The organism is Mycobacterium nebraskense, from assembly GCF_002102255.1.
Lineage (GTDB): Bacteria > Actinomycetota > Actinomycetes > Mycobacteriales > Mycobacteriaceae > Mycobacterium > Mycobacterium nebraskense.
This window is the reverse complement of the sequence record NZ_LQPH01000148.1, coordinates 124,814-148,101: the sequence shown is the minus strand read 5'-3', so window position 1 is coordinate 148,101 and position 23,288 is coordinate 124,814. Positions and strand designations below refer to the sequence as shown.

Below are 23,288 nucleotides of genomic sequence, written 5' to 3'. Positions count from 1 at the left end.
ATCCCGCCAACCGGACTCACACCAGCAAAATCCACACCGACCAGCGTAAGTCCACTTAAGCAGATAAGCAGTACATACTTTCGATGATAGTTGAAGGGTGTGACAGGTTGGAGGAACGGCCGCGAGCGCCGTCGGGCGCGGGTCGTGCGCGGCCGCAGGGCCCGCCCATCCGGCAGACCCACGCGGACGGTTTGCGCCGACCCATACGTGATGCAGGGCAAGCCGTTCAGCAGCCGGCACCGCATCATCGACACCGGCGGGCGCACCCACTGCGTCGTAGTCGCGGGTGACCGGATGCTCGATGACAGCGGCACCCCGATCGGGACGTCGGGCTTCTACGTCGACGTCACCGACTCGCTGCAGACCGACATCAACAACGTGCTGTCGGCGGTGGCCGACGCACGCGCCCGGATCGAGCAGGCGAAGGGCGTGCTCATGTCCGCCTATGGCATCTCCGCGGAGCGGGCGTTCGATATCCTGGTGTGGCGTTCCCAGGAAACCAACCTGAAAGTGCGCGACCTCGCCAGCCGGTTCCTGGACGCCGTGGCCAGCAAGGCGTCGGCGGAGACGCAAAGCCAGGTCGACCGGGCGCTGCTGACCCTCGAATAGCGGCAGTAGGGTCGGGCCGGTGGCGCACCTATTGGGAGCCGAGGCCGTCCGCCTCGAATATCCGACCCAGCTGGTATTCGAATCGGTCACGCTGGGCGTGAACGACGGGGCGCGCATCGGCATCGTCGGGCGAAACGGGGACGGCAAGTCCAGCCTGTTGCGGCTGCTGACCGGCGAGCTGCGGCCCGACTCCGGCCGCGTCACCCGGCGCAGCGGCGTGCGGGTCGGCGCGCTGAGCCAGGCCGACACCCTGGACCCGGACCGCACGGTGGGCTGGACGCTGGTGGGCGAGGCGGCCGAGCATCAGTGGGCCGGCGACGCGCGGGTGCGGGACGTGGTCGGCGGCCTGGTGTCCGACATCGGTTGGGACGCAACGATAGCTACGCTCAGCGGCGGCCAGCGCCGCCGCGTCCAGCTGGCCAGGTTACTGGTCGGCGAGTGGGACGTCATCGCGCTCGACGAGCCCACCAACCACCTGGACATCGAGGGCATCACCTGGCTGGCCGAGCACCTACGGCAGCGCTGGGCGCGCAACACCGGCGGGCTGCTGCTGGTGACGCACGACCGCTGGTTCCTGGACGAGGTTGCCACCACGACGTGGGAGGTGCACGACGGGATCGTGGAGCCGTTCGAGGGCGGCTACGCGGCGTACGTGCTGCAGCGCGTCGAGCGGGACCGGATGGCCGCCGCGACCGAAGCCAAGCGGCAGAACCTGATGCGCAAGGAGCTGGCCTGGCTGCGCCGCGGCGCGCCGGCCCGCACTTCGAAGCCCAAGTTCCGCATCGAGGCCGCCAACCAGCTGATCGCCGACGTGCCGCCGCTGCGGAACAACGTCGAGCTGGCCAAGCTGGCGACCGCCCGGCTCGGCAAGGACGTCATCGATCTGCTCGACGTGTCGGTCGCCTTCGATGGCCACCCGGTGCTGCGCGACGTCGAGTGGCGGATCGCCCCGGGCGAACGCACCGGCATCGTCGGCGCCAACGGCGCCGGGAAGTCGACGCTGCTCGGGCTGATCGCCGGGAGCATCAAGCCGGACACCGGACGCGTCAAGCGGGGCAAGACCGTCCAGCTCGCCGTGCTCGACCAGCAGGGCGACGCCCTGGCCGGGCTCGCCGACGACCGCATCGCCGATGTGCTGGGCAGGCTGCGCGGCGGGTACGAGGTCGAGGGCCGCGAGGTGACGCCGGCCCAGCTGCTGGAACGGCTCGGCTTCGGCGGACGCTCGTCTCAAGCCCAGCTCTCGGCCCGCATCGGCGAACTCTCCGGCGGGCAGCGGCGGCGGTTGCAGCTGATGCTCACGCTGCTGTCCGAGCCCAACGTGTTGCTCCTCGACGAGCCCACCAACGACGTCGACACCGACATGCTGACCGCCATGGAAGACCTGCTCGACTCCTGGCCGGGCACCCTGATCGTCGTCTCCCACGACCGCTACCTGCTCGAGCGGATCACCGACCAGCAGTACGCCATTCTCGACGGCCGGTTGCGGCACCTGCCCGGCGGCATCGACGAGTACCTGCGGCTGGCCGCCCACCGGGCCGTGGCGGCGGCCGCTTCCGAGTCGCCGCGAGCCGAGCCGACGGCAATGTCCGGGGCGCAGCGCCGCACCGCCGAAAAAGAGCTGGCCGGCGTGGACCGTCAGCTCGCGCGCCTGGCGGGCCAGATCAAGGACAAACACATCGAACTGGCCGAACACGACCAGTCGGACCACGTCGGCATCACCCGGCTGACGCAAGAGCTGCGCGGGCTCGAGGAAGCGGTCGCCGCGACGGAAAGCCGGTGGCTGGAGCTCTCGGAGGCGCTCGAGTGAGGCGCGTGGCTCAGCGCCAGCGCAATAGCACGAGCTCGGAGCTGAATCCGGGCCCCATCGCGAGCATCAGCCCGGGGCTCCCGCCGGGCGGCGGCTTGGCGATGGTGTCACGCAGGATGTGCAGCACCGACGCCGACGACAGGTTGGCGATCTCGCCCAACGAGCGCCAGGTCAGCTCGAGGGCATCGGGGGGCAGCTCGAGACTGTTGCCGATCGCGTTGATGACTTTGGGACCGCCGGGATGCGCCACCCAGGCGCCGACGTCGTCGTTCGTCAGCCCGTGGGCGCCCAGGAACCGGCTGACGTCGTCGGCCAGGTAGCGGTCGATGAAGTTCGTCAGCTCCGGTGACATCACCAGGTGCAGCCCGGCCGAGCTGACGTTCCAGCCCATGATGTGCAGCGATTCGGGATAGAGACGGCTGTGGGAATCGACGATGTCGGGCCCGCTGGGGTTCAGCCGGTCGGCGCGACGGTCGCCGACGGCGACCACCGCTGCGGCCCCATCGCCGAACATCGCGGTTCCCACCAGGCCCGAGACGGTCGGCTTGACCGCCGGGAAGGTGAGCGAGCACAGCTCGACCGACACCAGGACCGCGACGCCGTCCGGCGCGCCGCGGAGGTAGTCGTGCAGGCAGCCCACCCCCGCCGCCCCGGCCGCGCAGCCCAGCCCGAAAAGCGGCATTCGCCGCACGTCCGCGCGCAGACCGAGCCGGCCGGCGATCCGCGCGTCGAGCGACGGCACCGCAACGCCGGTGACCGTGGTTGTGGCGATCATGTCGATGTCCTGCGGTCGCAGGCCGGCCTCGTCGAGCGCGGCCAGCAGCGCTTCGCAGCCGAGTTCGACGGCGTGTTCGATGAAGATCTCGTTGGCCTCGCCGAAATCGGTCAGTGAGGGGTATCGCTCCAGTGGGAGGACCAAGTGGCGGCTGTTGACCTTGGCGGCGGCGTGCAACCGTCGAACGATCCCCTCGTGTTCCTTCAGCCCGGGGAATTCGACGATTTGGTCGGTGATTTCGGCCTGGCTGTAACGATGCGGCGGCAACGCTCCGAACACACCCGCAATGACGCTCATGCCCAACCCTTTTGCTTGCGTCCCAGCTGATACGGGACTTTCCCCAATTCCCGAAGTCTAGGCGGTTCCCGGCGACGCGGCAAAAGTTTGGCGTATTCGACATGTGTTGTATTGCTTTTGGATTCCATCATTCGGCGTCCTCGTCGTCACCCGAGTTCAGCGCCATCGCAATCAAAGCGTCGGGGCTCAACGAGTCGATCATGTCATTGACCGGTTCGGCGACAACGTTTTCCGGCCCACCGGCGAGCAGTAGCAGCTTGTCGAGCATTCCGGTTCTCCGGAGCTCGGCGAGTGGAATTTTGCGCAGCGACGACCACAGTTTTTCCTCGTCCGATTCGCCGTCGTCGCCACGGAATAATTGCCGCCGCAGATGATCGGCCAGCGCTGCGGGAGTCGGATAGTCGAAGATCATGGTCCGCGACAGAGCCAGCCCGGTTGCCGTCGTCAGCCGGTTGCGCAATTCGACGCCGGTCAGCGAGTCGAACCCGAGGTCGGCGAACGCGCGGTCGCGGTCGATGGCACGGCCGTCCGGATGACCCGAGACGGCGGCCGCGTGCTCGCAGACCAGCTCGATTAGCCGCCGCTGTTGCTCCGCCGGGGGCAGGGCGTGCAACTGCCCGGCCAGGTCCGGGGACCGACTTGCCTTGGCGGGCAACGCATGCTGTGCGTCACCCAGCCAGAATCGTTGTCGGGCAAAGCCGTACGTCGGCAGGCCCACCCGGCGTGCCCCGGAACCGGCGAACACGGCCGGCCAATCCACGTCCACTCCAGCGGTGAAGAGCTTGCCGGCAGCATTCAGCAGCGACTCGATCTCGGGACCGTCTTTGGCCATGCTGACCACCGAGATCGGCCGCTCGGTGGTCAGCGATTGGTCCACCGCCGCGCTCAGCCCGCCGCCCGGGCCCACCTCGAGGAAGGCCGTTACCCCCAGGGCCTCTGCGGCGCGCACGCCGTCGAGGAAACGCACCGGCCGGCGCACGTGCTCGACCCAGTACCGCGCCGAGCCGTACCCGGGGCCGGCGGGCTCGCCGGACACGTTGGAAACCAAGCAGATTCGGGGCCGCTGCGGTTGGATGTCGGCCACCCGATGCGCGAACTCGTCGAGCATCGGCTCCATCAGCACCGAATGAAAGGCGTGCGAGACCGCCAGCCGGTGCGTCCGCCGGCCGGCGTCCGCCAACCGATCCGCCACGGCACCCACCGCGGCTCGCTCACCGGACAGCACTACCGAATTGGGGCCGTTGACCGCCGCGATGCCGACACCGTCGCTCAGCATCGGGACCACCTCGGCCTCGCCGGCGCTCACCGCCACCATCACCCCGCCCACCGGCAGCGCCGCCATCAGCCGGCCACGGGCCGCCACGACGGCCGATGCGTCGTCCAGCGACAGCACGCCCGCCACGCAGGCCGCGGCGATCTCCCCCACCGAATGACCCAGCACCACATCGGGTGTCACGCCCCAGGATCGCCATAGCGCGGCGAGGGCGATCTCGAGGACGAACAACGCCGGCTGGGCAAACTCCGTGCTTTGCAACAAGTCCGCGTCGGTGCCCCACATCACCTCGCGCACCGGCAACCGCAGGTGGGTGTCAATCGCCGCCGCGGCCTCGTCGAAAGCCTGGGCGAAGGGCGGGAACCGTTGGTGCAGTTGGCGGCCCATTCCTAGCCATTGCGAGCCTTGGCCGGGGAACACCAAGGCCGTCTGGCCCGCCGGCCCTGCGCGGCCGACCAGCACGGTGGGGGCGGGGTCCCCCGCCGCCAGGCCGGTCAGGCCGCGCGTCAGCGCCTCGCGATCGGCGCCCACCAGCACCGCCCGCTGCTCGAACACCGAGCGCGTCGTTACCAACGACCACCCCACGTCCGCCGCGCTGACCTCCGAGTCGGCCATCCGCGCCGCCAGCCGGTGCGCCTGGTTGGCCAGGGCCTGCTCGCAGCGGCCCGACAGCACCCACGCGACCGGCTCCTCGCGCACATCCGCGGGCGTATCCCGTTGCGCGGGAGCCTGTTCCACGATGACGTGCGCGTTCGTGCCGCCCATTCCGAACGACGACACCCCGGCGCGGCGCGGATGGTCCGCCGCCGGCCAGGGCAGCGCGGCGGTGTTGACCCGCAGCCCCAGGCGTTCGAGTTCGGGATTCGCGTCGGCGTAATTGAGGCTCGGCGGAAGCAGCGAATGCCGCACGGCCAGAACGGCCTTCAGCAGGCCGGCGATTCCCGCGGCGCCGCCGGCGTGGCCGATGTTGGTCTTCACCGACCCCACGTTCACCGGATGCTCGCGCGCGCCGAACACTTCACCCAGCGCCCAAGCCTCCACCGCATCGCCGACCTTCGTACCGGTGCCGTGCGCCTCGATGTAGTCGATGTCGCCGCTGCCCAGCCCGGCGGAGGCAAGCGCCCGCCGGATCACGTCGGCCTCACCGGAAACCGAGGGCACCGTCTGGCCGGCGGCGCTGTGCCCGGCGTTACCCACGGCGCTGCCCCGAATGACCGCGTGAATGCGGTCCCCGTCTTGCAGGGCCGCCGGCAACGGCTTGAGCAGCACCAGTCCCCCGCCCTCGCCCCGCACGTAGCCGTCCGCGCGCCGATCGAACGCGTAGGTGTGACCCGAAATCGACAGGGCGCCGAATTCACGTTCCAGCATTGCCGTTTCATCGGCAAGATTGAGGTGGACCCCGCCGGCGATCGCCAGCGCCGACTCGCCCGTGCGCAGGCTCTCACAGGCGAGGTGCACGGCGAGCAGCGAAGACGATTGGCCGGAGTCGACGGTCATGCTGGGGCCATGCAGCCCAAAGGCATACGAAACCCTGTTGGCGATCATCCCCCGGCTGATGCCGGCGAACGAGTGGTGGTCGAGGTTGTCGGCGATATCGCGCAGGGTGAGGACGGCGTAATCGTCGGCCATCGCCCCGAAGTACACCGAAATCGACTTTTCCCGAACCGTTTCCGGCACCACGAACGCGTCTTCGAAAGCCTCCCAAGTCAGTTCGAGCGCCAATCGTTGCCGGGGGTCCATCGCGCACGCCTCGCGCGGCGAGAGGTTGAAGAAGTCGGCGTCGAACTCCGCGACGTCCCCGGGCAACTGCGTCGCTTCGCGGCCGTCGCGGATGACACCCCAGAAGTCGCGAGGGTCAGCCGCACCTGGGAATCGGCACGCGAGACCGATGACTGCGACGCCCGTCATGCTAAGGGCCGATCTCTTCGTCGAGGATAGCGAAGAGCTGGCTGTCGGTGGCGGTGGCGATGTCGTCGTCGAACGGGTCGTCGGGGTGTTCCGGGTAGGGGCTCTGCGCGGGGCCGGTCAGGGTGTTCAGCAGGCCTTCCAGCCGGGTGACGAGCTGCGCCTTGTCGCCGGGGCTCCAGTCGGATTGGCCGAGCAGTGCCTGCAATTCGCGGGCCACGTCGTTGAAACGGGCCATGCGATCGGGCGGCGCACTGCTTTTCCCGGTGGCCAGATGGCCGTCGAGATGATCGGCCAGGGCCGCCGGGGTGGGGTAATCGAAGATCAGCGTGGGCGAAAGGGTCAGTCCGGTCGCGATTTTGAGCCTGTTGCGCAGCTCCACGGCGGTCAGCGAGTCGAAGCCCAGATCCTGGAATGCTTGGTCGGCGTCGACGTCCGCGGTGCTGTGACCCAACACCGTGGCCGCATTGCCACAGACCAGTTCCACCAGCTCGCGCCGCCGCTGCTCGGGGGCCAGGCCCTCCAGCCGCGCCCGCAGGCCCGTCAACGACACCATGTCGGTGGGGTCGAGGACCCGCCGCGCCCGCCGAGTGGCCAACTGGCTCAACAGCGGCGGCAGCGCGGCGCCCGCGTGAGCCAGCGCGGCGGTATCGAGGCGGGTGGCCACGACGACGGCGGGCTCGGCCAGCAGCGCGGCGTCGAGCAGGTCGAGCGCCTGCCGGGTGGACAGCGCGGCCAGCCCGGCACGGCTCATCCGGGCCCTGTCGCGATCCCCGAGGTGCTGGGTCATGGCCGACGCCTCTTCCCACATCCCCCAAGCGATCGACAAGCCGGGCAGGCGGTGGGCGCGGCGATACGCCGCCAGGCCGTCAAGGAAACTGTTGGCGGCCGCGTAGTTGCCCTGACCCGGGGCGCCCACGATCCCCGCCATCGACGAAAACACCACGAACGCCGAGAGATCCAGCTCCCGGGTCAGCTCGTGCAGGTGCCAAGCCCCGTCGACCTTGGACCGCAGCACCGCATCGATGCGCTCCGGCGTCAGTGAGGCGATCACCGCGTCGTCGAGCACGCCCGCCGCATGGAACACCCCGCGCAGCGGGAAACGCGCCGGCACCTGCGCCAGCAGCCCCGCCACGGCGTCGCGGTCGCCGACATCGCAGGCCACCACCGATACCTCAGCCCCGGCCTCGCACAGCTCGGCGACCAGCCCGGACAGCCCGTCGGCCCGCTCACCGCTGCGGCTGACCAGCATGACGTGCGGCACCCGGTAGCGGTCGACCAGGTGACGGGCCACGGCCGAACCCGCCATGCCGGTCCCACCGGTGATCAATGCGGTACCGCCGGCCAGCCCGGCGGGCCCGTCGGGCATGGTGAGCACAACCTTGCCGATGTGGCGGGCCTGGCTGACGAACCGGTAAGCGTCTGCGGCGCAACGCACATCGAAGGCCTTGACCGGCAGGGGCTCCAGCGCTCCGGCCGCGAACAATCGCATCAATTCGGCCAGCATCTCCGCGATGCGGTCCGGGCCGGCCTCCATCAGATCGAACGCGCGGTAGCCCATACCCGGGTGGGATTGGGCCAGGAGCTCTGGGTCGCGCAGGTCGGTCTTGCCCATCTCGATGAAGCGCCCACCAGGGCCCAACAAGCGCAGCGAGGCATCGGTGAACTCGCCGGCCAGCGAGTTCAGCACGACGTCCATGCCGGCACCGCTCGTGGCGGCGGAGAACTTGTCCTCGAAGTCCAGCGTTCGCGAATCCCCGATGTGCTCGTCGTCGAACCCCATGGCGCGCAGGGTGTCCCACTTACCGCGACTCGCGGTCGCGAAAACCTCCGCGCCCCAATGCCGGGCCAGCTGCACGGCCGCCATGCCCACCCCGCCGGCGGCAGCATGCACCAGCACCCGCTCGCCGGCGCGCAGGCCGCCCAGGACCGACAACCCGTAGTACGCCGTCAAGAACACCACCGGCACGCCCGCGGCCTCGGCGAACGACCATCCCGGCGGCACCCGCGTCACCAACCGCCGATCGACGGCTGCCTCCGATCCCGTCAGGCCCAAGATCCCCATGACCGCGTCGCCGACGGCCAGATCCGTCACACCGGGGCCGATCTCGGCCACCAGTCCGGCACCCTCGGCGCCCAGCTGCGCGGCACCCGGATACATGCCCAGGGCCACCAGCACGTCGCGGAAGTTCACCCCGGCCGCGGCCACCGCCACCCGCACCTGACCGGCGGCCAGTTCCGCCGGCGGGCCGGACTGCACGGCCAGATCCTCCAGCGTCCCGGCGTCACCGGCGGCCAGCCGCCACACCGACGGCGCCTCGGGCAACCGCAACACCGGGTGCGCCTTGATCGGTCTGAGCCTGGCCCCGTAGGCGACACCCTCGCGCACCACCAATTGCGGCTCACCGCAGTCGACTACGGACCCCAGGTCGAGGGATCCATCGGAGTCGATCAGCACCGCCCGGCCCGGATGCTCGGCCTGCGCCGACCGCACCAGCCCCCACACCGCCGCACCGGCCAGATCCGACACGTCCTCGCCGGCCAGCGCGACCGCGCCGCGGGTCAGCACCACCAGCGGCCCGGCGCCATCACCCCGGGACTGCAATACGCCCAACGCCTCATGGGTGGCGGCATAGACCGAGCCGACCACGCCCCGGCCATTCGTCGGCGGCTGCCACACCTCGGGAACCGCACCGCTACCGTTGTCCATCAACGGAACCGGGGACCACACCGCCTCCAGGAGGTCCCCGCCACCGGATCGCGCCGCCGCGGCCGCCGACAGCTGCGCGGCCGAGACCGGACGCGTCACCAGCTCACGCACCGACAGCACCGGCAAGCCCGACGAATCGGCCAGTTCCACCGACACGGCGCCCTTGCCGACCGGCGCCAGCCGCACCCGGACGCGCGACGCCCCGGCCGCATGCAAACACACCCCTTGCCAGGAGAACGGCAGGACGGTCTCGGCCCGCTCGTCGGCCACCCCCAGGGCATGCAAGGCGGCATCCAGCACCACCGGATGAATCCCGAAGCCGCCCACCGTCACACCGGCGTCCTGCGGGGCCTCGACCTCGGCGAAGATCTCAGCCCCCCGCCGCCACACCTTCCGCAGGCCCCGAAACGCCGGGCCATACCCGTAGCCGCGCGCGGCCAAATCGTCGTAGGCACCCGCCACATCGACCGCCGTGGCACCGACGGGCGGCCACACCGACAGATCCGCATCGGGCGCGGGCGAGCCCTCGCTCAACACGCCCTGGGCATGCAACGTCCACTCCGAGCCGGCCTGCGAATACACGGCTACCGCACGGGATCCGCTCTCGCCGGCGGCATCCACCACCACCTGCACGCGCACCGCGCCGGTGCTCGGCAATGCCAACGGGGCCGACAGCGTCAGCTCCTCGATCACCGGACAGCCGACCTCGTCGCCCGCCCGCAGCGTCAGCTCCACAAACCCCGCGCCAGGGAACAACACCGTCCCGGTCACCGCGTGATCGGCCAGCCACGGCTGAGCCGCCGCCGACAGCCGGCCCGCCAACACCACACCGCCCGAATCGGGCCGCTCCACCACCGCACCCAACAGCGCATGCTCGGCCGCGGCCAGACCCAAGCTGGCGGTGTCCCGGGCGCCCACCGACTCGGACGACAGCCAAAACCTGCGCCGCTGAAAGGCATAGGTCGGCAGGTCGACCCTCTGCGCGGCCAGGCCGGCGAACACCTTGGCCCAGTCGACGTCGGCGCCGGAGGCGAACAACTGCCCGGCCGCCAACAAAATCGAGTCGACTTCGGGGCGACCCTTGGCCATCGACACCGCCGAAACGGCCGGCTCGGTCGCCACGGACTGTTCCACCGCTGTCGTCAACGCCGCGCCCGGCCCCACCTCGACGAACACGCCGGCGCCCAGCGATTCGGCCAGCCGCACACCGTCGACGAACCGCACGGGCCGGCGCACGTGCTCGACCCAGTAGTCGGCAGAGCCGTATCCGGGGCCGGCCAGTTGCCCGGTCACGTTGGACACCAGGTCGATTCGCGGCACACCGGGCGACACCCCGGCCACGACCGCGGAGAACTCCTCGATCATGGGCTCCATGAGCGGCGAATGGAACGCGTGCGAGACGGCCAGCTGCCGCACCCGCCTGCCGCAGTCGGTCAGCCGATCCGCCACGGCCGTCACCGCGGCCCGCTCGCCCGAAAGCACCACCGCGTCGGGGCCGTTGACCGCCGCGACGCTCACGCCGTCGTTCAGCAGCGGCGCGACCTCGGCCTCGGTGGCGGTCACCGCCACCATCACCCCGCCGGCCGGCAGCGCCGCCATCAACCGGCCGCGGGCCGCCACCACCCGCGCCGCGTCCTGTAGCGACAGCACCCCGGCCACACAGGCCGCGGCGATCTCCCCCACCGAGTGGCCGATCACCACATCGGGTGTCACTCCCCAGGATTGCCACAGGGCCGCCAGGGCGATCTCGAGCACGAACAGCGCTGGCTGGGCAAACTCCGTGCTCTCCAACAACTCCGGGTCGGTGCCCCACATCACGTCGCGCAGCGGCAACCGCGCATGCCCATCCACCGCCGCCACCGCTTCGTCGAAGGCCTCGGCGAACACCGGAAAGCGCTGATGCAGTTCGCGCCCCATCCCGAGCCGCTGCGAGCCCTGGCCGGGAAACACGAACGCGCGCTTACCGATCGGGCGGGTGCGCCCGACCGCCACGGTCGGGCCCGGCTCCCCGGACGCCACCCCCGCCAGCACGGCCATCAGGATGTCGCGATCGCCACCCACCACTACCGCGCGGTGTTCCAGGGCCGCCCGGGTGGTGGCCAGCGACCAGCCCACGTCGACGGCGCGCAGGCCCGGCTCGGCGTCCAGGTGGGCCGACAGCCGGCCAGCCTGAGCGGCCAGCGCGTCGGCCGACCGGGCCGACACCACCCACGCCACCACGGGTTGAGAGTTATCGGCTTGCGCCGCAACGGCTTCCGGCTCAGCGGGCGGCTGCTCGACGATGACGTGGGCGTTCGTCCCGCTGATCCCGAACGACGACACCCCGGCCCGGCGCTGGCCGTCCCGCGCCGGCCACGGCCGGGGCTCGGTCAACAGCGACACCGCGCCCGCGGACCAGTCCACGTGCGGCGACGGCACATCCACGTGCAGCGTCTTGGGCATCACCCCTTGCCGCATCGCCTGCACCATCTTGATCACCCCGGCCACTCCGGCCGCGGCCGACGTGTGACCAATGTTCGATTTGATCGATCCCAGCCACAGCGGCCGGTCCGCCGGCCGGTCCCGCCCGTACGTCGCCAACAGGGCCTGGGCCTCGATGGGATCGCCCAAAACCGTTCCGGTGCCGTGGCCCTCGACCATGTCGACATCCGCCGCGGCCAACCCGGCGTTCGCCAGCGCGGCGCGGATCACCCGCTGCTGCGACGGCCCGTTGGGCGCGGTCAGGCCGTTCGACGCCCCGTCCTGGTTCACTGCCGAACTCCGCAGTATCGCGACCACCGGATGCCCCAGCCGTCGCGCATCGGCAAGCCGCTCCAGCACCAGGACGCCCGCGCCTTCCGACCACGACGTCCCGTCCGCGGCGCCGGCGTACACCTTGCACCGGCCGTCCGGGGCCAGCGCCCGCTGCCGGCTGAACTCCACGAACGCGGCGGGCGTGGCCATCACCGTCACGCCACCGGCCAGCGCCAGGTCACACTCCCCGGAGCGCAGCGACTGCGCCGCCAGATGCATGGCCACCAACGACGACGAACACGCCGTATCCACCGACACCGCAGGGCCTTCCAGCCCCAACACGTACGACACCCGGCCCGAGGCCACACTCAGGGTCGAACCGGTCAGCCCGTAGCCCTCCAGCTCGCCCTTCACCTCGCCGCCGTAGCCGGCGTGGATGACACCGGCGAACACTCCGGTCGCCGAGCCGCGCAACGCCAGCGGGTCAATACCCGCCCGCTCCAACGCTTCCCAGGAGATCTCCAGCATCAACCGCTGCTGGGGATCCATCGCCAGGGCCTCGCTGGGCCCGACGCCGAAGAATCCGGCGTCGAAGTCCCCGGCGTCGCGCAAAAAGCTGCCCTGGCGCGTGTACATCTTCCCCGCCGCGTCGGGATCCGGGTCATACAGCTCCTCGACATCCCAGCCGCGATCAGCCGGGAAATCCGAGACCGTGTCGCGGCCGTCGTTCACCATTTCCCACAGGGTCTCCGGCGAATCCACCCCGCCGGCGTAGCGGCACGCCATGCCCACCACCGCGATCGGTTCGGACAGCTGGCCTTCCAACTCCGAGACGCGTCGCCGCGCCCGCCTGAGATCCGCCGTCAGGCGCTTCAGGTAATCGACATGCTGCGTGGTATCCGGCATCGCGGTCTCAGCGGCCGAGTTCTTCATCGAGGATCGCAAAGAGTTGGCTTTCGGTGGCGGCATCGAGGTCGGCGTCGAGGCCTTCGGGATCGCGGTGATCTTCAGGGCCTAGCGCGGCGAGCAGGTTCTGCAGGCGGGCCCTCAACGTCGATTTGTCGCCGGCGTCCCAATTGGGTTGGTTGAGCAGTGCCTGCAATTCGCGGGTGATGTCGGTGAACCGTGCCATCAGGTTCGGCTGGTCGCTCCCCGCCGTGGTGCTCAGTTGGGTGTCCAGGTGCCCGGCCAGCACCGCCGGCGTCGGGTAGTCGAAGATCAACGTGGGCGAAAGTGTCAGGCCCGTAGCGGTTTTCAGCCGGTTGCGCAGCTCGACGGCCGTCAGCGAATCGAAGCCAAGGTCTTGGAATGCGCGGCCGGCGTTGATGTCCGCGGGGTTGGGCAGCCCGAGCACCGTCGCCGCGTTCCCGCAGACCAGGTCCACCAGTTCACGCTGTCGCGCCTCGGGGGTCAAGCCGTGCAGGCGCGCCGTGAGACCGGTCATCAGGGCGGTCGTGTCGACGTCGTCGACAACGCGCCGGGTGGTGCGGGCGGCGAGCTCGCTCAACAGTGGGGGCAGCCCGGCGGCATTGTCGGACAGGGCGACCCGATCCAGGCGGGCGGCCATCAGCACCGGGGCGTCGACCAGCATGGCGGCGTCGAACGACTCCAGCGCCTCCTCGGTGGACAGTGGCGCGATCCCGATCCTGCTCATCCGGGCCTTATCGCGTTCGCCGAGGTGGGCCGTCATCGCCGAGGCTTGCTCCCACAGGCCCCAGGCCAGCGACAGGCCCGCAATCCCGTGCGCGCGGCGATACGCGACCAGCCCGTCTAGGAAGCTGTTGGCGGCCGCGTAATTTGCCTGACCCGGTGTGCCCACGATCCCGGCCATCGACGAAAACACCACGAACGCAGACAGATCCAGGTCGCGCGTCAGCTCGTGCAGATGCCAGGCCCCGTCGACCTTGGCGCGCAACACCGCATCCACCCGATCCGGGGTCAGCGACAAGACCAGCCCATCATCGAGAACGCCGGCCGCGTGAACCACACCGCGCAGCGGATACTGCGCCGGTATCTGTGCCAGCATCGCCGCGACCGCATCCCGGTCGGCGACATCGCAGGCCACCACCGACACGCCGGCGCCGGCCTCCCGCAGGCCATCCACCAACTCGGCGACCCCCGCAGCCCCGGCACCGGCACGGCTGGCCAGCACGACGTGGGCGACGCCATACCGATCGACGAGGTGACGCGCCAGTGCCGAGCCGGCCATGCCGGTGCCACCGGTGATCACCACACTGCCGCCGGCCAGCCCGCCACACCCACTGAGCAGCGCGCCGGGCCCGGATGGGATGGTCAGCGCGACCTTGCCGATGTGGCGGGCCTGGCTGACGAACCGGTACGCGGCCGGGGCGCAGCGGACGTCAAAAGTCTTGAGCGGCAACGGCGCCAAGGCACCGGCGCGCAACAGTTCGACGATCTGGGCCAGCATCGCCGCGGTACGGTCGGCGCCGGCCTCGAGAAGGTCGAAGGCGCGATACTGCGCGCCCCGATACTGTTCGGCGATGACGTGCGGATCCCGGACGTCCGTTTTGCCCATCTCGATGAAGCGCCCGCCGGGGGCCAGCAGGCGCAGCGACGCGTCGGTGAACTCACCGGCCAGGGAATTGAGCACCACGTCCACCCCGGCACCGCCGGTGGCCGTCGAGAACTTCTCCTCGAAGTCGAGCGTCCGCGAATCGCCGATGTGGTCGTCGTCGAATCCCATCGCGCGCAAGGTGTCCCACTTGCCGCGACTCGCGGTGGCGAAAACCTCCGCGCCCCAGTACCGGGCCAGCTGCACAGCCGCCATGCCCACCCCGCCGGTGGCGGCGTGCACCAGCACCCGCTCGCCGGCGCGCAACCCCGCCAGCACCGACAATCCGTACAGCGCGGTCAGAAACACCACCGGCACACCCGCGGCCGTGGCCAGCGACCAGCCCGCCGGCACCGGTGTCACCAACCGCTGATCCACCACCGCTTCGGAACCGACCACCCCCAGCAGCCCCATCACCGCATCGCCGACCGCCAACCCGGCCACACCGGGGCCGACCTCGACGACCACACCGGCGCCCTCGGCGCCCAACTGGCCACCGCCGGGATACATGCCCAAGGCCACCAACACATCCCGGAAGTTCACCCCGACCGCGGCCACCGCCACCCGAACCTGGCCGGGCTCCAGTTCCACCCGCGGGCACGGGCCCACCACCAGGTCCTCGAGCGTGCCCCCGCTGCCGGCGTCCAGCCGCCAGCCCCCGGACGGCAGCCGCAACACCGAGCCCTTTCGCACCGGCCGCATCCGGGCCGCATAAACCACGCCGGCGCGGACCGCCAATTGCGTCTCGCCGCAGCCGATTACCGCCCGCGCATCCAACGATCCATCGGAGTCGATCAATACCACCCGGCCCGGATGCTCGGCCTGGGCCGACCGCACCAGCCCCCACACCGCCGCACCGGCCAGGTCCGCGACGTCCTCACCGGCGAGCGCGACCGCCCCGCGGGTCTGCACCACCAATACTCCGGACCCGGCGTCGCGCAGCCACGATTGCAGCGCGCCCAACGCCTCGGTGGTGGCCGCGTGCACCGACCGCACCACATCCCCGCCGCGCGCGCCCGGCTCCCACAGCGCGGCATCGTGATCGCTGCCGTTGTCGGCCAGCGATATTGGTGACCACGCCACCTCGAACAACCCCTCGGCGGGCGCCGCCGCGAGCGACAACTGCTCGGCCGACACTGGGCGCATCGCCATCGAGCGCACCGACAACACCGGCAGCCCGGAGCCATCGGCCAATTCCACCGACACCGCCCCGGCACCGGACGGCGCTACCCGGACCCGCGCCCGCGACGCGCCCGCCGCGTGCAGCGACACCCCCTGCCAGGAGAACGGCAACACGGTCTGGCCCCGCTCGGCGGCTACACCGATCGCGTGCAGCGCCGCGTCCAACAACACCGGATGTATCCCGAAGCCACCGTCCTGCGCGCCCAGGTCGTCGGGCAGCGCGACGTCGGCGAAGACCTCGTCCCCCCGCCGCCACATAGCCCGCAGGCCGCGGAATGCCCGGCCGTACTCGTAGCCCCGCTCGGCCAGCCGTGCGTAGGCGTCGGCCACATCCACAGGCGTCGCCCCCACCGGGGGCCACACCGACAGATCCGTGGCCGGCGCCGCTGCTGCGGGACTCAACAGGCCCTGGGCGTGCAGCACCCACTCCGACTGAGCGCCGGCCGAATACACCGACAGCTCGCGCTGCCCCGATTCCGCGGCGGCCCCGACCACCACCTGCACCTGCACACCGTCCGTAGCCGGCAGCACCAAGGGGGCCGACAACGTCAGCTCCTCGAGGACACCACAGCCGACCTCGTCGCCGGCGCGGATGGCCAGCTCCACGAATCCCGCACCGGGGAACAACACCGTGCCGCCCACCGCGTGGTCGGCCAGCCAGGGCTGGGCGGCCGTCGACAGCCTGCCCGTCAGCACCACCCCGCCGGAATCGGGCCGCTGCATCACCGCGCCCAGCAGAGCGTGTTGCGCGCCCGCCAGCCCCAGGGTGGCCACGTCCCCTGACCCCGTCGACCCGCCCGGCAACCAAAAGCGTTGCCGCACAAAGCCATAGGTCGGCAAATCCACACGCCGCCCGCCCAAGCCGGCGATGGCGGCCCGCCAGTCGACTGGCACGCCGGCCACGTGGGCCTGACCCGCCGAAAGCCAAAACCGTTGCAACGAACCATCATCACGGCCCAGCGACGGGAAGACGAGCGCTTCGCTGCCGCAATCGGCCAGCGTCTCCTCGACGGCGGCGAGCAGCACCGGGTGCGGGCTGGATTCGACGAACACGCCATACCCGGCGCTGCACGCTTTGCGCACCGCCCGTTCGAACTGGACCGTCTGCCGGATGCTTCGGTACCAGTAGTCGGCGTCCAGACCCGCGGTGTCCAGCAGTTCACCGGTCACGGTGGAGAACAGGGCGACCAAGGACGACCGCGGCTCGATGCCGGCCAGCGCCTCGGCCAGCGCCGAACGGATCGCGTCGACGTGCCCGGAGTGGGAGGCGTAGTCGACGTCGATCCGGCGGGCACGCACGTCATCGGCCTCGCAGCGGAGCATCAACTCGTCGAGGGCATCCACCTCGCCGGACACCACCACCGCCGAAACACCGTTGACGGCGGCGATATTCAACCTATCGCCCCACTCGGCGATCAATTCCTCGGCCCGGGCCAGGCCGCACGCCAGCGACACCATGCCGCCCGCACCCGACAATTCCACCAGCAGCCGGCTTCGCAGCGCCACCACCCTGGCGGCGTCCTCCAGCGAAAGCGCCCCCGCCACACAGGCCGCCGCGATCTCGCCCTGCGAATGACCGATCACCGCATCGGGGACCACGCCCACCGAGCGCCACAGCTCGGCCAGCGACACCATCACCGCCCACAGCGCCGGCTGCACCACGTCCACCCGGTCCAGCCCGGGTGCACCGGGCGCACCGCGGATGACGTCGATCAACGACCACTCCACGTGTTCGGCGAGCGCCTTTTCGCAGCGCTGCAGGTGTTCGGCGAATACCGCCGAACTGTCCAGCAATTCGGCTCCCATGCCGACCCATTGCGAGCCCTGCCCGGGAAACACGAACACCGTCTTGCCCACCGGTTGCGCCCGACCCACCACCGCACCGGCGCCCGGCGCGCCGTCGGCGACTTCGGCCAGGCCCGCCAGCAGGCGCTGGCGGTCGGCGCCCACCAGCACGGCGCGGTGCTCGAACAGCGACCGCGTCGAGACCAACGACCAGGCCACGTCGACCACACGCAAATCCGGGTCGTCGTTCACCCGCGCGAGGAGCCGGGACGCCTGGTTGGCCAGCGCGTCGGCCGACCGGGCCGACAGCACCCACGGCGCTGGCGCGTCATCACCTGCCGGCGCGAGGCTTTCGGTCTCCTGCGGCGGTTGCTCCACGATGACGTGCGCATTGGTGCCGCTGATCCCGAACGACGACACCCCCGCGCGACGCGGCCGGTCCTGCGCCGGCCATTCCCGCGCCTCGGTCAGCAACGACACCGCCCCCGCCGACCAATCCACGTGCGGCGTAGGCACATCCACGTGCAACGTCTTGGGCATCACCCCGTGCCGGATCGCCTGCACCATCTTGATCACCCCGCCTGCGCCCGCCGCCGCCGAGGTGTGGCCCATGTTGGACTTGATCGACCCCAACCACAGCGGCCGGTCCGCCGGACGGTCCTGCCCGTACGTCGCCAAAACCGCTTGCGCCTCAATCGGATCCCCGAGCGTGGTGCCCGTGCCGTGCCCCTCCACCAGATCCACGTCCACCGTGTGCAGGCGCGCATCGGCCAGCGCGGCGCGGATTACCCGCTGCTGCGACGGCCCGTTGGGCGTCGCCAGTCCGTTCGAGGCGCCGTCCTGGTTCACCGCCGATCCGCGCAACAGCGCCAGCACCGGATGCCCCAACCGCCGCGCGTCGGACAGCCGTTCCAGCACCAGCACGCCGACGCCTTCGGAAAAGCCGGTACCGTCGGCGGCGCCCGCGTAGGCCTTGCACCGCCCGTCGGAGGCCAGCGCCCGCTGCCGGCTGAACTCGATGAACATCGCCGGGGTCGCCATCACCGTCACGCCGCCGGCCAGCGCCAGGTCGCACTCGCCGGAGCGCAGCGACCGCGCCGCCAGATGCATGGCCACCAACGACGAGGAACAGGCCGTATCGACCGAAACGGCCGGGCCCTCCAGGCCCAGCGCGTAGGCCACCCGGCCCGACGCCACACTCAGCGTCGACCCGCGCAGCCCGTAGCGCTCCAGGTGGCCCGGCACCCGACCCTGGCCGCCGTACGAGCCGTGGAAAATCCCGGCGAACACGCCCGTCGCCGAACCGCGCAGGGCGGCGGGGTCAATTCCGGCCCGCTCCAACGCCTCCCAGGACACCTCCAACAACAGGCGTTGCTGCGGGTCCATCGCCAGCGCCTCGCTGGGTGCGATGCCGAAGAACGCGGCGTCGAAGTCGGCCGCGTCGGCCAGAAAGCCGCCGCACCGGGCATAGGACTTTCCGACCGCGTCGGGGTCGGGATCGAACAGGCCCGCCAAGTTCCAGCCTCGGTCGGCCGGGAAGTCCGAGACCACATCGCGGCACTCGACCACCATCTGCCACAAGGCCTCCGGGGAATCCACCCCACCCGGATAACGGCAGCCCATCCCGACCACCGCCACGGGTTCGGTTGCCGCGGCGAGGTATTCGCGGGCCTCGCGCTTCAGCCGTTCGTTTTCCTTCAGCGATGCGCGGAGGGCCTTGACGAGCTCTTCGGAGTTGCTGGTCATGGGAGGCGACCTGGGCAAAAAAACGGGGTCTTTGGCCGTTCCATCACGAGATCTCTAGGGGACACAAGAAGCAACGCCCACGTCAGTGCCAGCGCAACAATACGAGTTCGGAGCAGAATCCCGGACCCATCGCGATCATCAGGCCAGGGCTTCCGCTGGGTGGCGGCTTGGCCAGGGTGTCCCGCAGCACGTGGAGCACCGAGGCCGACGAGAGATTGCCGATCTCACCCAGCGAACGCCAGGTCAGTTCCAGCGCGTCGGGCGGCAGGCTCAGGCTCGCGTTGATCGCGTCGATGATCTTCGGGCCGCCGGGATGGCTGACCCACGCGCCGATGTCGGTCGTCGTCAGCCCGTGCGCGCCCAGGAACCCGGTCACGTCCTGCTCGATGTGCTCCTCGACCACCTGGGCCAGGTCCTTGGCCAGCACGAGCTCGAACCCGGCGGCGCCGACGTCGTAGCCCATGGTGCGCAGCGAGTCGGGGTAGAGCGTGCTGCGCGAGTCGAGGATGCGGGGCCCGCCGGCGGCCACCTGTTCGGCGCGACGCTCGCCGACGGCGACCACCGCGCCCGCCCCGTCGGCGAACAGCGCGCTACCGACCAGACCCGGGAGCGACGGCTTGTATCCGGGGTAGGTCAACGAGCAGAGCTCGACCGAGATCAGGGCCGCGGCGGCGTCCGGCGCTCCCCGCAGGTAGTCGTGCAGCCGGGCCACGCCCGCGGCCCCGGCCACGCAGCCCAGGCCGAACAGCGGCACCCGGCGGACGTCGTCGCGCAGCCCCAGCCGCCCGGCGATCCGGGCGTCCAGGGAGGGCACCGCGAGTCCGGTGACCGTCGTCGTGATCAGCACGTCCAGGTCCTGCGGCCGCAGGCCCGCCTCGTCGAGCGCACCCGACAGCGCCTCGCAGCCGAGGTTGACGGCGTTTTCGATGAAGATCCGGTTGGCCACGCCGAAGTCGTTGAGGGCGGGATACCGCTCCAACGGCAGCACCAGGTGACGGCTGTTCACCTTCGCGCTGGCGTGCAACTGCCGGACGATGTCTTCGTATCCCTCGAACTCCGGGATGCTGACGAAGAAATCGGTGAGCTCTCGCTGGGAATAGCGATACGGCGGCAAGGCACCGAATACGCCCGCGACGACGCTCATTGGTCCCACCCCTTGACGACGAAGATCAGGGCCGAAATGTTCACCCGGATCGCTTCCTGCCCGAAGTTTAGTCGGCTTGCCACCGCCCGGCACAGAAACCAAAGTCCTCTCATCCCCTGCCGCCCAGCCGCGCTTTGAGCCCCGCGGACTCGGCCAGGACGGCTTCGAGCTGCTCGGCGACCCGGACCGGCGCGGTCCCGCCCCGCCCGTCGCGCGACGACACCGAGCCCTCGATCGTCAGGACCTCACGCACCTCCGGCGTCAGCTCGGGGCTGATCGCGGCCAACTCGTCGTCGGTCAGCTCGCCCAGCCCGACGGCGCGGCCCTCGGCCGCGCGCACGGCGGCCCCGGCGGCCTCGTGCGCGGACCGGAACGGCACCCCTCGGCGCACCAGCCATTCGGCGATGTCGGTGGCCAGCGTGTACCCGGCCGGGGCCAGGGCCGCCATCCTCTCGACGTCGAACGTCAGGCTGGCCACCAGGCCGGCCATCGCCGGCAGCACCAGCTCCAGCTGGGCCACCGAGTCGAACACCGGCTCCTTGTCCTCCTGCAGATCGCGGTTGTAGGCCAGCGGCTGGGCCTTCAGCGTCGCCAGCAGCCCGGCCAGGTTGCCGATCAGCCGCCCGGACTTGCCGCGGGCCAGCTCGGCGATGTCCGGGTTCTTCTTCTGCGGCATGATCGAGCTGCCGGTGGACCACGAATCGTGCAGCCTGACGTAGCCGAACTCCGTCGAACTCCACAGGATGATGTCCTCGGCCAGCCGCGACAGGTCCACGGCGATCATCGCGAAGATGAACGCGGCCTCGGCGGCGAAATCCCGGGCGGCGGTCGCGTCGATCGAGTTGCCGGCGGCGGCCGCGAAGCCCAGCTCCGCGGCGATCGCGTCCGGGTCCAGACCCAGCGACGAGCCGGCCAGCGCGCCCGAGCCGTACGGGGACACGGCCGCGCGCTTGTCGAAGTCGACGATGCGGTCGACGTCGCGCAGCAGCGGGTGCGCGTGCGCGAGCAGGTGGTGGGCCAGCAGGACCGGCTGCGCGGACTGCAGGTGCGTCTTGCCCGGCATGATCGCCGTCGGATGTGCGGCGGCCTGGGCGGCCAGCGCGGCCACCACCTCCAGCGCCCCGTCCGCGACCCGGCGCACCGCGTCGCGCAGCCACATCCGGAACAGGGTGGCCACCTGGTCGTTGCGCGACCGCCCGGCCCGCAGCCGGCCGCCCAGGTCGGGGCCGACCCGGTCGATCAACCCGCGCTCCAGTGCGGCGTGCACGTCCTCGTCGGTCACCAACGGCGTGAAGCTGCCGTCGGCCACGTCCTCGGCCAGGCTGTCCAAGCCCGCCAGCAGCCCGTCGCGTTGCTCCTCGGTGAGCAATCCGGCGTGAAACAGGATCACGGTGTGCGCCCGCGAGGCGACGATGTCGTACGGGGCCAGCACCCAGTCGAAGTGAGTGGACTTGCTCAGGGCGACCAACGCGTCCGACGGGCCGTGGGCGAACCGCCCACCCCACAGCGAACCCTCGCGCGTGCTCACGTTTCGGCCGAGCCTGTTTCGGAGGCCAGGTCCCGGCGGGAAGCGATCTTGGACGACAGCCCGTGCACGTAGACGAAGCCCTTGGCGGCCGACTGGTCGAAGCTGTCGCCCTCGTCGTAGGTGGCCAGGTTGAAGTCGTAAAGCGACTGCGCGCTGCGCCTGCCGTTGACGGCGATGTGGCCGCCGTGCAACACCATTCGGATCTCGCCCGTGACGTGCTCCTGGGTTTTCGCGACGAAGGCTTCCAGCGCGGTCTTCAGCGGCGAGTACCAGAGTCCGTCGTAGACCAGCTCGGCCCAGCGCTGGTCGGTGTGGCGCTTGAAGCGGCCCAGTTCGCGCTCCAGCGTGACGTGTTCGAGCTCGGTGTGGGCGGTGATGAGCACCATCGCCCCGGGGGCCTCGTAGATCTCGCGGCTCTTGATGCCCACCAGCCGGTCCTCGACCACGTCGAGGCGCCCCACCCCCTGGCAGCCGGCGCGGCGGTTGAGTTCCTCGACGGCCTGCAGCACGGACACCGGTTTGCCGTCGATGGACACCGGGACTCCGCGCTCGAACCCGACGATCACCTCGTCGGGCGTGTTCCAGTTGATGGTGGGGTCTTCGGTGTAGGCGTAGATGTCCTTGGTGGGCGCGTTCCAAAGGTGTTCCAGGAAGCCGGTTTCCACCGCGCGGCCCCACACGTTCTGGTCGATCGAGAATGGCGAGCGTTTGCTGACGTTGATCGGGATGGCGTTCTCCTCGGCGAAAGCGATCGCCTTCTCCCGCGTCCACGCGTAGTCGCGGACCGGCGCCAGCACCTCCAAATCCGGTGCCAGCGAAGCGAATCCGACCTCGAACCGGACTTGGTCGTTGCCCTTGCCGGTGCAGCCGTGCGCGACGATGCTGCCACCGTGCTCTCGGGCGGCGGCCACCAGGTGTTTGGCGATCAGCGGCCGGCTGATGGCCGACACCAGCGGGTAGCGGTCCATGTAGAGGGCGTTGTTCAAAATGGTGGGCAGACAATAGCCCTCGGCGAACTCGTCGCGGGCGTCGACAACAACGGCTTCCACCGCGCCGCAGTCCAGGGCCCGCTGGCGAACGACCTCCATGTCCTCGCCGCCCTGGCCGAGGTCAATGGCCACCGCCACCACCTCGCGGCCGGTCTCCTTGCCGATCCAGCTGATCGCGACCGAGGTGTCCAGACCGCCGGAGTACGCCAGGATGACGCGATCTGACATGAACC

The 23,288-nt window shown here is 70.5% G+C and carries 8 protein-coding genes and 1 pseudogene; 2 read left to right on the top strand and 7 right to left on the bottom strand.

What is annotated here, in order from left to right:
• Positions 1 to 207: 207 nt before the first annotated feature.
• Positions 208 to 609, top strand: a pseudogene (locus AWC17_RS21020) (ANTAR domain-containing protein); the annotation flags it as partial.
• 19 nt (positions 610 to 628) lie between these two features.
• Entirely contained in the window at positions 629 to 2,416 is a 1,788-nt protein-coding gene (locus AWC17_RS21015; RefSeq protein ID WP_047323493.1) for an ABC-F family ATP-binding cassette domain-containing protein, read from the top strand.
• Positions 2,417 to 2,426: 10 nt separating this feature from the next.
• Here the strand turns inward: AWC17_RS21015 and AWC17_RS21010 are convergent, their stop codons facing one another.
• The 7 genes from AWC17_RS21010 to AWC17_RS20980 all read right to left on the bottom strand — a co-directional run bounded on the left by AWC17_RS21010 (position 2,427) and on the right by AWC17_RS20980 (position 23,283).
• Positions 2,427 to 3,488, bottom strand: coding sequence for a type III polyketide synthase (locus AWC17_RS21010; protein WP_047323494.1), 1,062 nt, complete (start codon positions 3,486 to 3,488; stop codon positions 2,427 to 2,429).
• 127 nt (positions 3,489 to 3,615) lie between these two features.
• On the bottom strand, positions 3,616 to 6,669 hold the full coding sequence (locus tag AWC17_RS21005; RefSeq protein WP_085165064.1) for a type I polyketide synthase: 3,054 nt from the start codon (positions 6,667 to 6,669) through the stop codon (positions 3,616 to 3,618).
• 1 nt (position 6,670) lies between these two features.
• The gene (locus AWC17_RS21000) at positions 6,671 to 13,015 is read right to left on the bottom strand and encodes an SDR family NAD(P)-dependent oxidoreductase (RefSeq protein WP_425270857.1); all 6,345 of its coding nucleotides are present in this window, start codon (positions 13,013 to 13,015) and stop codon (positions 6,671 to 6,673) included.
• 7 nt (positions 13,016 to 13,022) lie between these two features.
• On the bottom strand, positions 13,023 to 19,394 hold the full coding sequence (locus AWC17_RS20995; protein ID WP_085165060.1) for a type I polyketide synthase: 6,372 nt from the start codon (positions 19,392 to 19,394) through the stop codon (positions 13,023 to 13,025).
• A gap of 82 nt (positions 19,395 to 19,476) precedes the next feature.
• Positions 19,477 to 20,538 (bottom strand): type III polyketide synthase, encoded by a 1,062-nt coding sequence (locus AWC17_RS20990; protein ID WP_047323498.1) that lies wholly within the window; start codon positions 20,536 to 20,538, stop codon positions 19,477 to 19,479.
• A gap of 109 nt (positions 20,539 to 20,647) precedes the next feature.
• Positions 20,648 to 22,066 (bottom strand): argininosuccinate lyase, encoded by a 1,419-nt coding sequence (gene argH / locus AWC17_RS20985; RefSeq protein WP_085165058.1) that lies wholly within the window; start codon positions 22,064 to 22,066, stop codon positions 20,648 to 20,650.
• Positions 22,063 to 23,283 carry an argininosuccinate synthase gene (locus AWC17_RS20980; protein ID WP_046185936.1) on the bottom strand — a complete coding sequence of 407 codons (1,221 nt, stop codon included), beginning with the start codon at positions 23,281 to 23,283 and terminating at the stop codon, positions 22,063 to 22,065. The genes argH and AWC17_RS20980 overlap by 4 nt, the downstream gene beginning before the upstream one ends.
• Positions 23,284 to 23,288: the final 5 nt, after the last annotated feature.